The 15714-nt window shown below is 41.8% G+C and carries 11 protein-coding genes; 4 read left to right on the top strand and 7 right to left on the bottom strand.

All coding sequences use genetic code 11. From position 1 onward, the window contains the following. Window positions 1-4: 4 nt before the first annotated feature. Together G399_RS0110115 and G399_RS0110110 are read right to left on the bottom strand one after the other, a co-directional pair. On the bottom strand, window positions 5-982 hold the full coding sequence (locus G399_RS0110115; protein ID WP_006009465.1) for an alpha-ketoacid dehydrogenase subunit beta: 978 nt from the start codon (window positions 980-982) through the stop codon (window positions 5-7). Beyond that, window positions 982-2169 carry a thiamine pyrophosphate-dependent dehydrogenase E1 component subunit alpha gene (locus G399_RS0110110; RefSeq protein ID WP_006009467.1) on the bottom strand — a complete coding sequence of 396 codons (1188 nt, stop codon included), beginning with the start codon at window positions 2167-2169 and terminating at the stop codon, window positions 982-984. Before G399_RS0110110 ends, G399_RS0110115 begins: the two co-directional genes overlap by 1 nt. A 614-nt stretch (window positions 2170-2783) precedes the next feature. Between G399_RS0110110 and G399_RS20520 the strand changes: the two genes are divergently transcribed. Continuing rightward, window positions 2784-6917: a S8 family serine peptidase gene (locus tag G399_RS20520; protein ID WP_051288534.1), complete on the top strand. Its 4134-nt coding sequence runs from the start codon at window positions 2784-2786 to the stop codon at window positions 6915-6917. A 117-nt stretch (window positions 6918-7034) separates the two neighbouring features. Further along, window positions 7035-8417 carry an MATE family efflux transporter gene (locus G399_RS0110100; protein ID WP_425304081.1) on the top strand — a complete coding sequence of 461 codons (1383 nt, stop codon included), beginning with the start codon at window positions 7035-7037 and terminating at the stop codon, window positions 8415-8417. 8 nt (window positions 8418-8425) lie between these two features. Here G399_RS0110100 and G399_RS0110095 read toward each other — a convergent pair whose 3' ends face one another. From G399_RS0110095 to G399_RS0110085, 3 genes are all read right to left on the bottom strand, one after another. Beyond that, entirely contained in the window at window positions 8426-9163 is a 738-nt protein-coding gene (locus G399_RS0110095) for a pseudouridine synthase (RefSeq protein WP_006009472.1), read from the bottom strand. Window positions 9164-9235: 72 nt separating this feature from the next. After that, window positions 9236-10417, bottom strand: coding sequence for a vWA domain-containing protein (locus tag G399_RS0110090; protein WP_006009473.1), 1182 nt, complete (start codon window positions 10415-10417; stop codon window positions 9236-9238). Then, window positions 10417-11253, bottom strand: coding sequence for an AAA family ATPase (locus G399_RS0110085; RefSeq protein WP_006009474.1), 837 nt, complete (start codon window positions 11251-11253; stop codon window positions 10417-10419). The genes G399_RS0110090 and G399_RS0110085 overlap by 1 nt, the downstream gene beginning before the upstream one ends. Before the next feature lie 235 nt (window positions 11254-11488). Here G399_RS0110085 and cysK point away from each other — a divergent pair, with 235 nt between their 5' ends. Next, a complete protein-coding gene (cysK, locus tag G399_RS0110080) occupies window positions 11489-12454 on the top strand; it encodes a cysteine synthase A (RefSeq protein ID WP_006009476.1) in 966 nt (321 codons plus the stop codon). Window positions 12455-12678: 224 nt separating this feature from the next. Then, window positions 12679-13137, top strand: a complete 459-nt coding sequence (locus G399_RS0110075; RefSeq protein WP_006009477.1) for a hypothetical protein — start codon at window positions 12679-12681, stop codon at window positions 13135-13137. Between the two features lie 28 nt (window positions 13138-13165). On the opposite strand, the gene ggt is transcribed toward G399_RS0110075, so the two are convergent. Together ggt and G399_RS0110065 are read right to left on the bottom strand one after the other, a co-directional pair. Continuing rightward, on the bottom strand, window positions 13166-14908 hold the full coding sequence (gene ggt, locus G399_RS0110070; protein ID WP_006009478.1) for a gamma-glutamyltransferase: 1743 nt from the start codon (window positions 14906-14908) through the stop codon (window positions 13166-13168). A gap of 42 nt (window positions 14909-14950) precedes the next feature. Further along, complete coding sequence (locus G399_RS0110065; protein WP_006009479.1) at window positions 14951-15706, bottom strand: enoyl-CoA hydratase-related protein; 756 nt, start codon at window positions 15704-15706, stop codon at window positions 14951-14953. Window positions 15707-15714 lie beyond the last annotated feature (8 nt).

Genomic DNA, 15714 nt, shown 5'->3' with positions numbered 1-15714 from the left:
CCTCCTAGTAGTCCATTGTTCGCTTAATAGCTTCGAAAGTTTTTAAATGATCAGGCATATATTCCTTTTCGTGTGCTAAGGGAAATGGCGTATCAAGGCCACAAACCCGTGCTATTGGCGATTCAAGGTATAAGAAACATCTTTCCTGAACCGTTGCAGCAATTTCACTGGCGAAACCACCCGTTAACGGGGCTTCATGATTAATTAATAATCTGCCTGTTTTACAAACCGATCCACAAATTGTTTCAACATCCCAAGGCAATATACTTTGTAAGTCAATCACTTCGCAAGACACTCCTATCTCTTGTGCCATTGCTGCTGCTTTTTCAATGATCTCTACCTGAGCACCCCATGCTAATAAGGTGATGTCAGTGCCTTCTTTTACCATATCAGCTTTGCCTAATGGTAATTCGTAGTCGGTGTCGGGTACGTCGCCTACAGAGGCTCTGTAAAGTTTTTTCGGTTCCATGAATAATACGGGATTATCGTCTCTGATAGACGCTAGCAGCAACCCCTTAGCCTGACGTGGGTTACGCGGAATAACCACTTTCATACCTGGTATATGCGCAAAAAACGCTTCCGGGGATTGAGAATGATAAAGGCCGCCGGCTATTCCCCCACCATAAGGCGTTCTGATGGTTAGTGTGCCGCAGGTAAACTGGCCACCTGAACGATAACGCCATTTTGCAGTTTCATTCACAATTTGGTCAAAGGCTGGGAAAATATAGTCACTAAATTGTATTTCGGCAACAGGCACTGACCCTTGTGATGCGAGTCCATTTGCAAACCCAATAATACCCTGCTCGGTCAACGGCGTGTTAAAACAACGTCCTTTACCAAACTTTTCTTGCAGGTTACTTGTGGCTCTAAAAACGCCACCAAAATGGCCGACATCTTCGCCAAACACCATGACTTTTTCATCGTCGGTCATTGCCGTAATAAGCGCGTTGTTAATCGCCTGTAATAAGTTCATTTGCGCCATTATTTTACCCTCCCTGATGTTTTAGGATAATGCTCAGGGTATTTTGCGATATGTGCTTTTAACTCAACAAGCTGTTTTTTTAAGTGCCACGGTGGCGTATCGTAAACATCTTCAACAATGTCGTCGATATATGCAACAGGTACTTTTTCAGCTTTTTTGACTGCTGCAAGAATTTCAGCTCTCGACTTTTCTAGATAAGCGTCAGTTGCCTTCTTATCAAACCAACCTTTGCCATCTAACCATTTATTAAATCGTTCGACAGGATCTTTAGCATGCCATTTTTCTTCTTCGCTTTTAGACCGATACCCGCTAGGGTCATCTGAAGTAGAGTGAGCAGCTAAGCGATAAGTCATCGCTTCAATTAATACAGGGCAATTATGAGCTAGGGCAACTTCTCTTGCTTTTTTAGTAGCTGCAAAAACCGCCAGCACATCGTTGCCATCAACACGAATCGTTTTAACACCGTAACCAATGCCGCGTGACGCAATACCATCACCTTTAAACTGTTCTTCCACCGGTGTAGAAATTGCGTAACCGTTGTTGCGACAAAAGAATATTACTGGGCAATTTAATACGGCAGCCATGTTAACACCTGCATGAAAGTCACCTTCAGAAGCCGCACCTTCGCCGAAATAACAAATCGTCAAGGCTGGTTTGCCCGACATTTTTTGTCCATAGGCATAACCAGCAGCTTGTGGTATCTGCGTACCTAATGGTGATGAAATAGTCATAAAGTTCAGTGTCTTGTCACCGTAATGGATAGGCATTTGGCGTCCCTTATTAGGGTCTAACTCATTACTAAACATTTGATTCATGAACTGCTCGGTGGTGTACCCACGATAAGCTAATGCGCCCTGCTCTCTGTATTGCGACATAATCATGTCATCAGATGACAACGCAGCAGCGCTCGCCACCGTCGACGCTTCTTCGCCTGTGCAGGCGAGATAAAAACTAATTCTACCTTGGCGCTGTGCACCAACCATACGCTCATCTAGTAAACGAATGTATTGCATGGTGGCTGCGATTCTCTTAGCTGTTGCTTCATCAATTTCAGGACTTTGTTCTTTATTAGTTTCGTGTCCGTTTTCATCAAGCAGTTGTAACATTGGTATTTCTATCAGACCGTTTTCAATCAAGCAAACGCTGTTTGTTGGTTGTACATCAGAAAGGTGATTTCTGTCTTGCATATTCAACATCCATTAGATTCTATAATCAGGCTCTATGTTAGTTAATAGTGGGATCTTCTTTTTTGCTATTTCTTTCGTATTTTGCAAACGACTAATTATAAAACCCCTATTTTTGGAGACTTTTTGAATGAATTATCCTATTTGTTAAAAATTTGCTAAATTTGCGTAAAATAATGCAAGCAATATAACGTCAACATGTGGGTAGACTCTTGCGTCGGATTTTGTTCCTGTTTGGGACTAAAAATAAAAACTGTAGACGTCATATTGTGCTGCCGATACACTTTTAATAAAGCCGGAAACGTGAAAACTATCACTGTATTTTTATTCTATTCATGGTTCCGTATTTAGTCATTACACAGCGATTTAGATGCGCAGCCACTTAGTTGTCGCAAAAAATAACAAAGCACTACGAATATGTTTGTTTGTAAACTAATGTTGCTAGGATGAAAATGTTAAATGTATAAAACGCTTACACTTCTCTCTAAAATAAAGTTATAAAATAAAATTTATAACTTAACGTTAGAAAAAAAGTCACAAAATAAGTAGTGAACTACGTTACAAAATAAGCGGCGATGAATTTAATTTTCGTCAAATCAGTATCCTCGGAGGTTCGTTTGAACAATAAATTCACGTTAATAATCTTAGCTGCTATCTCGACAAGCCCTTTCATGGCGCATGGTTTTAACGACAAAGATGGGCAGTCTGTGCAAAAACAAACAGCGCCCAGCTACTTAACAGCAGCCTCATTTATTCACAATCCGCAGGATACGACAGGTCGACATCTTTACCTAGTGCATTTGGCTGACGCGCCGATAGCATTGTATGAGGGTGGCACAGAAAACTACGCGGCGACAAAACCAAACAACCGAAAATTACAGTTGGATACCCCCGCAGTTGAATCCTATTCCCGCTATCTAACATCGAAGCATGACCAATTTTTAGCATTGTTAAAAAAACAAGTAGTCAACGTTGAGCCCACTTTAGTCTATAAACTTGCATTTAATGGTTTTGCAATAAAGGTAAGTCAAGACCAAGCAAGTGCAATATCGCAACTCCCGGGTGTATTAAAGGTAGTCAAAGACCGTATTTACACGCTTGACACCGATACAGGTCCGAGTCTTATCGGTGCCCCCGCAGTTTGGAGTGGTGCAGCACAAGAAAGCGGTGTTGGTACTTATGGTGAAGGTGTTGTAGTGGGTATTATTGACTCAGGTATTAATACTGACCACCCATCATTTTCAGCCGTCGCGGGAGACGGATACCTGCATATTAACCCCTTCGGTTCGGAGGTATATTTAGGTGACTGTGCAGGTAACTTTAGTAATTTATGTAACAGTAAACTCATTGGTGTTTATAGCTATACCGTGATCACAGATGAATATGCAGACACCGATGTTTTTGGTATTGGTTTGCCACGTAATGGTGAAGATTATGGTGGTCATGGTTCGCATGTAGCGAGCACTGTAGCAGGTAATATACTGTTTAATACACCCGAATCTTTGCCCGAACTTGGGGCTATAGAGAGCGATGGTATAGCAACTGGCTTTGTGTTTGATAGAATATCGGGTGTTGCGCCCCGTGCCAACATCATTAGTTACCAAGTATGCTGGGGCGGACGGGAAGATGCAGGAGACACTTATGGAGATTGTTCCGGTGCGGCAATTAATGCAGCCATAGAAGATGCGATCCAAGATCAAGTTGATATCATCAACTACTCAATTAGTGGTGGCGGTCAACCTTGGAATAGCTCTACCGAAGTGGCCTTTCTTGCTGCACAAAATGCAGGTATTTTTGTAGCTACATCTGCAGGTAATAGCGGTCCAAGTGCGGGCTCTACGGTAAAACATGCACCATGGTATACCGCTGTGGCTGCCTCTGAGCATGGGCGCTCAATTAGTTATCAAAAACAGTTAACTAATTTTTCGGGTGGTAATACAAATCTAGGTTCATTGACCGGTACCAGTAATTCGCCGGGGATTACTGCACCTATTGTCTATGCTGGTGATTTTAGTAACCCAAATGATCCTAACAATGATCCAGCACAATGTTTAGAGGCGTTTCCTGCAGGTACTTTTAGTGGGCAAATTGTGGTTTGTGACCGAGGCGAAATAGCACGCGTGCAAAAAGCAGTGAATGTCAGAGATGGCGGTGCTGGCGGCTATGTATTAGGAAACGTGGTTGGTGGTTCAGACAACTTAGCGAACGATCAGTATGTTGTTGCCGGCATCCATCTTCAATCTGCACAAGCATCGTTGTTGCGAAATTGGTTAGCTTTTGGCAGTAATCATGTTGCAACAATAACAGCTTCATCTGGCAACATTGTTATTAATCCGCAACGACAAGATGTGTTGGCCGGGTTTTCTTCAAAAGGTCCGAATAACAGTATTAGCACACTAGCACCCGCGATCGGTGGTCCCGGTGTGCAAATTTATGCTGCTTGGGCTGACCAACAATTCGGGCATGATGGACACGAGCCATCGGCAGGTGATTTCAATTATTTGTCAGGAACTTCAATGTCTAGTCCACATGTCGCTGGTTCTGCGGCCTTAGTTAAAGCTGCTCGGCCAGCGTGGACACCAGACAATATCCGTTCAGCTTTAAGTATGACAGCTTCAAGAACAGTAAAAAAAGAAGATGCTGTGACCAACGCTGATTGGTTTGATTCAGGCTCTGGTCGAGTGCAAGTTGATAAGGCTGTCGAGGCTGGACTTATTATGGATGAGACCGCAGCAAACTATGCAGCGGCTGATCCCAATATTGGAGGCGAACCGCGTGCACTTAATTTACCGAGCATTACGGATAACCAATGCGCTAATACCTGTGTTTGGAGTCGAACGTTTACTGCAGCTAAATCAGGTACATGGAATGTAAATAGCGAGACTCTTTCACCTAACATTCAAATTACGAGCACACCGGCATCTTTTAGTTTAAACGCAGGCGAAACACAGATCATTACCACCACTATTGATGTAACCAATGCAAGTAGTGCAGATTGGCTGTTTGGTGCTGTTACAATGACAGCTAATGGTCAGCCCGATTTACATCTACCTGTATCAGTATTTCCGACTGCGGGTTCAATACCCGAGTTGTTAAGCATAGTTGCGGGTCGCTTAGCTGATTCGTATTTAGTCAAAAACATTAAAAGTAAAACACAAAATAGCTTCAGAGCGACAACGCTTGGGTTTACCAAAGCGAATGAAGTAAATGGCCAGATATTGCAAGATTCGACACCCGCAGCCGCCTTTGACGATGTTCAACAAGGGGTTAATTTGTTTGAATTTGATGTCGATTCGAGTCATCAAAGGATTGTTGCGCAAATTACTCAAAGCAGCGCCACTGATATCGACCTTTATTTAGTTTTTGATGCCAACGGTAATGGTATTCCTGAGGAAGTCGAAGTCGTTATTCGTAGCACAACAAGTGGTTCTATTGAATACATTGACACGACAGAGTTATCGCTTGGAAAATACTGGGTAATGGTACAAAACTATGAAGCTGGAATTGCAGGGCAAGCAGACACCTATAATCTGTTTTATGCGGCTGTTAATCAGAGTACAGATGACACATCCCTTTCGTTCTCAGCCCCCTCCAGCGTGTCTGCTGGTAATGCTTTTGATATGCGGGCAAATTGGGACTTAGGTGATGCACAAACAGAGGATAAGTTTTATGGCATTGTTGCGTTTGGAAATGCAGGGGCTCCAGATGACTCTGGTGTTAGTCTGGTTAATTTGACCAAAGGCGGCCAAGACGTTGAACTACGCTCCGCTGCTAGTTTTATTAATATTGGTGAGAACACTGAGTTTCATATTCTGGTCAAAGGCACATCTTCACCAGAAAACCGTAATTATGATATTACCCTGCCAATACCTTCTGGCTTTAGTTTGGATGCAAACTCTGTGGGGCAAGGTGGTGCTTTTTCCGGTAATGAGGTAAATTGGAATATTACCAAACAGGCTGCTGAGGTTGGAAATCAGATCATTACTTTTGAACTCATTCCAACATCAAGCATCACTGATCAAGACCTACGCTTTTCAATTACGTCCGATGTTACGAATATTCAGGCTGCACAAGTCGAAACATCCATGTTATCTAGCGTTATTCAACTCGACGCTCCACCGACTGTCACTATTGATGGTTCTAACAACGCAACTGCTGCTGTGATTGAAACGCAAACGATCAATATCACAGCTGTTGCGGTCGAACCTAATGATGAAGCGATAACCTTTACTTGGCGTCAAGTTGACGGTCCGAGTGGCACACTAACCAATACGACATCTGCGACAGTTGGTTTTACTGCGCCATCTGTTGAGGAACCCCAAGTCGCTACACTCGAAGTAAGCGTGCAGGACCCACAAGGTAATATTGATACTGCAAGGGTGGCAGTGAGCATTGGCAACAATGAAGCACCTGCAATTACTGTGTCGGCGCCCACATCAGTCACAGCTGGACAAAGCTACACGGTGAGCGTAACCAGCAGTGATCCGGAAAACGATAGCGTTAGCGTGACTATTGATGGCCAAAGGGGCACAGTATTGACTCGCAACGCACCATCAAGCCCAACCACATTGCGATTTGATGTGGTTGCTTCGGATGGCATTAATCAGGTTAGCCAAGCAGTCAGTATAACCGTAACAGCAGTGCCGTCTTCTAGCAGCGGTGGAGGCTCGATGGGAACACTGGTATTTTTATTAATTCCTATCTTGTTGGTTAGAAGGCTGTTTAGCCTAGATAACAAAAATAACCACTAACGCGATGGTGGCTTATTACGTTGAACCAGGAGTAAAGTAAAGAGTCACTATGTCGTGGCTCTTTTTTTGCCTAAATAATGTGGTAGCATTGGCGAAAATTCTAACTGACACGTCATCTTGAGCCAAACAATTACCAAACAAGCCTTCCTTACAGAAATGAAATCGCTGTTTACTCTGGCGTGGCCTTTGCTGATAGCACAAGTCACACAGACATTAATGGGCGTATCAGACACCATCATGGCTGGCCGATATAGCTATACTGATATGGCAGCCGTTGCTATTGGATTCAGTATTACTATGCCTATATTAATGTTTATTCAAGGCGTCACATTGGGACTGTCGCCGATAATAAGCCGTTTACAAGGGAGCAATCAAACCAACAAAGTGGCAAACGCACTTCATCAATGTATTTGGTTATCACTCATGCTAAGCGTATTGGCGTTGCTGTTTGTTTTTGTTATATCGCCACTGTTAGCAAATATTGAAATGGAGAGCGATGTAAGGTCCATAACGGTCGACTATATTATCTATATTTTGCTCGCCGCTCCCGGGTTTGCGCTGTATCAAAGTTTACGCAACTGTTGTGAGGGTTTATCCAGTACACGCCCCACTATGATCATCATGTTTGCTGGTTTACTGGTTAACATTCCGGCAAATTACATTTTCATTAACGGCTTGTTTGGCGTTCCCCAAATGGGTGGTGCTGGATGTGGTATTGCCACTTTACTTGTTATTTACATAATGGCGTTTGTAACATTGCTGTATATGATGGTGGCCAAGAAATTAAAAAAATATGAGTTGTTCACCAAGTTTCATTGGCCAAAACTCGACTTACAGTTGACCCAGTTAAAAATTGGCTTACCCATCGCCTTCACTATTGTGTTTGAAGTCTCTCTATTTGGCGTCGTTGCCTTGTTACTTGCTCGTTTTGGCGCTGAGGTTGTTGCCTCACATCAAATCGCCCTGAATTTTTCTTCATTGATGTTTATGTTACCTATGAGTATTGGCATGGCGCTAGCTATTCGTATTGGCTATACCGTGGGTAAGGAAGATGCGCTAAAGGCTAAAATATCGGTGTATTGTGCCCTTGTATGCGCAATTTTTATTGCCTTATTTACGGCAACGATGACCGTAATTTTGGGTGCTAGAATATCGGCGCTATATACTGAGAATACAGATGTCATTCTAATGGCGTCTAGTCTCTTATTCTTCGCTGCTTTATTTCAGCTCAGCGATGGCATTCAGGTTGTCTCCGCTAACGCATTACGCGGATACAAAGACACAAAAGCCATGTTGATATTGAGTTTTGTGTCGTATTGGTTAGTCGGACTGCCCGTTGGTGTTGTGCTTGGTCTAACCGATTGGTTGTTTCCTGCAATGGCGGCTAAAGGCTTTTGGATAGGCTTTATTTCTGGCCTAAGTTGCGCTGCAATATTAATGTATTGGCGCGTAAGCGTTATCCAAAAACGCGTAGCGAATGATGTTAAAGCGTTTGCTTAAGGCCGCTATTATTGAGCCTGAGTAAACGTCTTAGTAGAGCATTCCAATGCTATATTCATCTGGGTCATTTCCGCCTCCGTTAGATGTCGATATTGACCTGGCTTAATTCCGCTTAAACTCACGTGCATAATACGCTTGCGAGTCAAGCGTGTAACCTCATAGCCTAAGTATTCACACATGCGACGGATTTGACGATTTAGACCTTGCGTTAAGATAATATCGAAACCAAATTTCCCGGCTCGCCTTAGTTCACAGGGTTTTGTGACAGTATCCAATATGGGTATACCAGATGACATTTTGCTAATAAAATCATCTGAAACGACTCTATTTACAATCACACGATAATGTTTTTCATGCGCGTTTTCAGCACGCAAAATCTTGTTTACGATGTCCCCATCACTAGTCAGCAATATCAAGCCTTCCGACGGTTTATCCAAACGACCAATCGGGAATATTCTGGTCGCAAAGCCAATAGCATCGATGATGTTACCTTGCACTTTGCGTTCAGTAGTGCACGTTATCCCTACTGGCTTGTTGTAAGCAAGATAAACACGATCCGTTTTATCTTCAGCAACCGCTTCAATCAATTTGCCATTAACCGTTACTTTGTCATCTAAACTTACTTTGGTTCCTAATTCAGGCACTACGCCATTAACTTCAACACTGCCTTTTTCAATTAAGGCATCCGCTTCACGGCGTGAACAAAAACCAGAGTCACTGATATATTTATTAAGACGTTTTAACATTTGGCTTTCCTGTATTAAGTGCGCCTAATGATACAAGCTTAACCCGCCAGTATGCAACGAATAGCAGGTAACTTACGCCTTTTTCAACAAGGTTTTTATTGACTCAGTTAAACCATCTACCGTTAGTGGGTACATTCGGTTTTTCATCAGCTCCTGCATAATCTGCAATGAAGCGTGATAATGCCAATATGGTTTGGGTTGTGGATTTAACCAAACAGCATGCTCAAAATGATTTAAAAGACGCTCCATCCATACCGCACCTGTTTCTTCATTCCAATGTTCGACACTGCCTCCAGGATAGGTAATTTCATATGGCCCCATGGTCGCATCACCCACGAATATAGCTTTGTAGTCAGTACCATATTTATGAATTATTTGATAAACATCCATGGTTTGCTGTCCTCGCCTTTGATTATCTTTCCATACACCTTCATAAATACAATTATGAAAATAGAAAAACTCAATATGCTTAAACTCCGTGTGCACCGCTGAAAAGAGCTCTTCACAACGCTTAATGTGCGCGTCCATCGAGCCACCCACATCAAAGAATAACAAAAGTTTAATAGCATTGTGACGTTCAGGTGCCATCTTCAAGTCTAAGTAACCCGCATTTCGGGCTGTCGAACTAATAGTGTCTTTTATATCTAGCTCTTCACTTGCGCCCGTACGAGCAAACTTGCGTAATCGACGAAGCGCAACTTTAATGTTACGCGTACCTATTTCAACGTCACTAGACAGATTTTTGAATTGGCGTTTATCCCACACCTTAACGGCGGAAAAGTTACGGTTTTTATCTTGACCAATCCGCACACCTTCGGGGTTATGGCCATTCGCCCCAAAGGGTGATGTGCCTCCTGTACCAATCCACTTACTGCCGCCTTGGTGTCGTTTTTCTTGTTCTTTTAAGCGCTCCTGCAAGGTTTCCATTAACTTATCAAGGCCACCAAGTGCCTCAATTTTTTTCTTCTCTTCATCGCTTAAGAACTTCTCCATTTCGGATCGCAACCAATCCTCTGGAATTTCTTTATCGAACAAATTAATCGATTGCACGCCCTTAAAATAATCGGCAAAGGCTTTATCAAATTTGTCGTATTGATTTTCGTCTTTCACTAATACGGTGCGTGCTAAAAAGTAGAAACCTTCAATATCCGCATGTACAACATCATGGTCAAGCGCATTCACTAAATCTAACCATTCAGTAATACTCGTCTTTAATCGATATTCACGTAATTTAAAGAAGAATTCGATTAACATTAACGTCGGGCCATAAACATAAGCTTTTCAAATAGGTGTATATCTTGCTCATTTTTCAACAAGGCACCGTATAGCGGAGGTAGAGCATTCTTTGCATCGTTGTCTTGTAATACCGAAGCAGGAATATCGTCAGCTACTAATAATTTTAACCAATCAATTAACTCTGATGTAGACGGTTTCTTCTTGATACCACCAACATCCCTAATTTGGAAAAATGATGTCAGCGCTTTTTCAAGCAAGTCTTTCTTAATATTAGGGAAATGCACATCAAGGATCTGGGTCATCTCTTCTCTTTCAGGAAATTGAATATAATGAAAGAAACAACGGCGAAGGAATGCGTCAGGTAATTCTTTCTCGTTGTTGGAGGTAATTATGACAATCGGACGCTGCTTAGCCACAATTCTTTCTTGTGTTTCATATACAAAGAATTCCATTTTATCGAGTTCTAGTAACAAATCATTTGGAAACTCAATATCCGCTTTATCAATTTCATCAATTAACAGTACAGGACGTTTTTCTGCTGTGAACGCTTGCCATAATTTACCTTTAACAATGTAATTGCCGATATTATGAACGCGCGCATCGCCTAACTGCGAATCACGTAAACGTGACACTGCATCATATTCGTACAATCCCTGCTGCGCCTTAGTTGTTGATTTTATGTGCCATTGCAATAAATCTGCGCCCAGTGAAGCAGATAACTCTTCGGCCAACATTGTTTTACCCGTGCCCGGCTCACCTTTAATGAGAAGCGGCTTTTCTAGTGTAATTGCTGCATTTACTGCCAGCTGTAGCTCTTTACTCGCAATATAATTCTTGGTACCAGTAAACCCCATGGGATCCCTCAACTTTTGTTTTTATTGATTAAGTTAAATAAAAATAACATATAGCTAAAAAAGCACTGTGTTTTTTTTAGTTTGCGCATACTCTTATCACTGTAAAATTTTTACGACTAACTGAACACTAACGATTAATAATAGCGATACGTAACTCTCGGTGATAGTTGTTTTTTTTGATAACAACCAATAATAATAAGTTAACTCGCGATGATTGTTAAACAGAGGAACAATAATGAAGACATTTGACGACCATTCACTCGCCATTGGCCGCACACCACTAGTCAAACTCAATAGAGTTACGGGTGGTAACGTATACGCAAAAATTGAATCTCGCAACCCAAGTTTCAGTATCAAGTGCCGCATTGGTGCCAATATGATTTGGGATGCTGAAAAGAAAGGTTTGCTGACTGAAGGTAAAGAACTTATTGAGGCGACAAGCGGCAATACGGGTATCGCACTTGCTTTTGTTGCAGCGTCTCGTGGCTATAAATTGACGCTCACCATGCCTAGTAGCATGAGTTTAGAGCGCAGAAAATTGTTAAGAGCGCTAGGCGCAAACTTAATACTTACCGATGCACCGAAAGGCATGAAAGGCGCATTGTCTAAAGTGCAAGAAATTATGGATGCAGATCCAGGCCGTTATGTGCCACTGAATCAGTTTGATAACCCTGCAAACCCAGAAATTCATGAGAAAACAACAGGTCCTGAAATTTGGGAAGATACTGAAGGCAAAGTTGATGCATTTGTTGCAGGTGTCGGCACGGGCGGCACAATTACTGGCGTGAGCCGTTATATTAAAAATACAGCGGGTAAAGCAATTACGGTAATAGCGGTTGAACCAACCGACAGTCCTGTTATTACTCAAGCTAAAGCCGGTTTGGCATTAACTCCGGGGCCACATAAGATACAGGGTATTGGTGCAGGCTTCATTCCTGGTAACCTAGATATCGACCTGATTGATGAAGTAGAACAAGTAAGCAACGAAGAAACAATGGCGATGGCAAACCGACTCATGAAAGAAGAAGGCATTTTAGCTGGTATTTCTTCTGGGGCTGCGGTTGTTGCCGCTAAACGTTATGCAGAGCGTCCTGAAAATAAGGATAAAATAGTTGTTGTATTACTAGCAAGTGGCACAGAGCGTTACTTGAGTAGCCCATTATTTTCTGGTGAATTCTCTGATTTGGAAGAAATTCAATAGTAAATTAAGCAAGTACATATACCCTGCTATATGTACTTGCACAAACAATCGACATCGCTTTATTTCGATTGTTAACTTAAAGGGACTTTACAGTCTCTTTACTTTTTGCCTATAAAGAAACAAACTAGCACTCGGATATTGTCTATTTTAAGATTCAAATAGACACTTTTACTTAATAAGCAAGCTTGTCTACACGCGATAAATTATTACGGCAGCGATAGTATATGAACAAAATTAGCAAAGTTATTTTATTATGTTTGGTTGCATTGACGATGACAGCTTGTCATAAGTCAGAAAGAGAAATAAAGGCGGGTCGCTACGGCATGATGAGTGACGAAACGCCACAATATGCAGCGCTCGTATTTATAATGGCAATTTACGAAGATGATAATTTGGACAATGCACTTAAATTATCGACTGATAAATTTGCAGGACTGCTAAAATCATATCACACAAACAGTGGGGTTCAGCGCCATATATTGAATTTACGATTAACTAAAATGACGGTAGAACCTGTTTCAGGTGGTTTTGAAGGTATGACAGAATTCAAAAAAGAAGCGACAGTTGATGTCAAAATCATTGGCACTTACAACAATAGAAAAATTACCGAATTAAAAACAATTTCTATGATTAAACAATCAGGGGATTGGAAAATCGTTGATGTATCAAATACAGTCCCTTAGAAAAGAGACTGATTCTTTTTTCACCAGATTATCGCCCGACAGCAACACCTTCCCTTCTGGGATCCGCGCCACCAATTAATTTACCATCGATCAACTGGATACCATGCAAACCGCTGTTTAGGTCAAGTACACGTACATCATGGCCTTGTTTTTCTAAGTCAGCTTTTAGCTCGGTAAGCACGGTTCCTTTCTCAAGTGCGGTATAATCATTACGGTTAGTTATTCTAGGCGCATTTATTGCCTGTTGAATATCCATGTCAAAATCGACGACATTAATAATAGTCTGCGCAACGTAATTTATAATACGACTTCCCCCTGGCGAGCCAATAATCAATTCTAATTCTCCTTTTTCGTTAAACAGCATCGTTGGACTCATTGAACTGCGAGGACGTTTGTTAGGCTCGACTCTATTTAATGCTTGATAGCCGTTTTTTGACGGCGCTAATGAAAAGTCTGTTAGCTGATTATTTAATAAAAAGCCTTCAACCATAACACCCGAACCGAACATAAATTCGATGCTGGTCGTCATTGAAATCGCATTTCCGTCCTTATCTACAATAGAAAAATGACTGGTACTTGGTAACTCCGGCGTCTGATCATCGCCCACCATTACGTTCATGTATGGCTTACCTGCCTCAGCTTTTGTTAACGGTTTATTTAGCCCAACAAGCTCAGCTCGTTGCGACAAGTAGGCTGAATTAATAAGCGATACTGCTGGTAGGTTGGTAAAGTCAGTATCCGCAATGTACTGATCTCTGTCAGCATATGCGAGCGCACTAGACTGCGAAAACAAGTGAATAAATTCTTTACTACCTGGCCCGTACTTTTTTAGTTCGAATTGTTCTAGCATTTTCAAAATTTGATATACTGATATTCCACCGGAACTTGGCGGCGCCATACCACAAATTTTCTTACCTCTATAGTTCCCGCATATCGGTGCGCGTTTCTTGGCCTCATATAGGGCTAGATCGTCAGCTGTCATAAAGCCAGGATTAATTATCGTTGTGCGAGCCGCCTCAGCAATCTTCTCTGCTAACTCACCTTTATAAAAATAATCTGTACCGTGATGAGCAATGTTTAGTAAGGTATTTGCGAGCAGTTGATTTTTTTGTAGCGCGCCCTCTCCGAGCGGTTTACCATTTGGTTTGAAATAGTTTTGTGAAGCGACAAAGTTATTTAGACCCGGGTGTATATCTAATTTTAATAACGAGTCTAATCGAGGTGATACTATAAATCCCTGCCTTGAGGTTGTAATAGCATCTTCAAATAAATCTCTCCATTTTAATTTGCCAAATTCCTTATGTGCCATTTCAAGGGCTTTCAGCACACCCGGTACACCGATTGCTTTGCCACCAACCACTGCGTCAATCCAGCGCATAGGTTCGCCTTCTTCTAGAAAGATATAAGGTGTTGCTTTTTGAGGGGCTGTTTCGCGACCATCAAACGTATGCAGTTTTTTATTTTTGTTATCCCAGTATAGAATAAAAGCTCCACCACCTATACCCGACGATTGCGGTTCAACTAATGTTAACATTGCTTGTATCGCAACAGCGGCATCAATTGCCGATCCGCCTTTTTCAAGTATATTTTTACCCGCCCAAGCGGCATAAGGATTGGCTGCCACAACCATATATTCCTTTGATTCATGTGCTTGCTTGAGCGTTTTTCCTGTATCAGCTTCTGGTTCGCGATCCTCTCGTACCTGATTTGCTGCTTGAGCAAAGGATGAAGAAGCGAACATTGTTAATATAGCGAAAACTAATTTTTTCATTTTTTACCTGTTTCGATAACAATATTTGTGTTAATTGACAAGCTACTTGTATATCAATCTATTTACCGGTCTTTTTTCTATAAAAGCAGAAAACGCTTCTTTCGCAGGTTCACTCACCATTGCTTCTGCAAACGCCGCTAATTCAGTAATAATATGCTGTTCAATTTCAGCATTCTGATTGCGCAAAAGCGCTTTCGATTGTACCAGTGCCGTTTTAGGTTTAGAGATTAATTTTGCTAGGGTCTGAGCAACTAAATCTGGTAATGCCTCTTCATTTACGACTTTGGAAACGATACCACATTCAAAGGCTTTTTGAGCGCTAAAGGTCTCTCCTAACAACAGCAATTCAGCGGCTTGCAAATTGCCTGAAATCCGAGGAAGAATATAACTCGACGCGTATTCAGGTACTAAGCCCAAGTTGATAAACGGCATTGCGAATTTAGTGTTGTCGGCACAGTAAACAAAGTCACAGTGCAATAGCAATGTTGTTCCAATCCCAATGGCCAAACCCTCCACTTTAGCAACAACAGGCACTGGACAATTAACCAGAGCCATCATGAAGCGATAAGTTTCATTCACTTCCTGATCATTACTTTTTGACATAAAATCAGCGATGTCATTACCTGCAGTAAAACAACCGTGGGAGCCTTGAATCAGGACCACTCTTATATCACTTTCGCTAGCAGATTCAATGGCTTTTGCCATATCCATATACATCTGAGGGACCAGTGCGTTCTTTTTATGAGGTCTATCAATTTCAATTGTTAAAACTGCATTTTTTTGACTAACGTTTATCATGCTTTACC

It is taken from the genome of Brumicola pallidula DSM 14239 = ACAM 615 (assembly GCF_000428905.1).
Lineage (GTDB): Bacteria > Pseudomonadota > Gammaproteobacteria > Enterobacterales > Alteromonadaceae > Glaciecola > Glaciecola pallidula.
The sequence above is the reverse complement of the archived record's forward strand: the minus strand, read 5'-3'. Positions and strand labels throughout refer to the sequence as shown.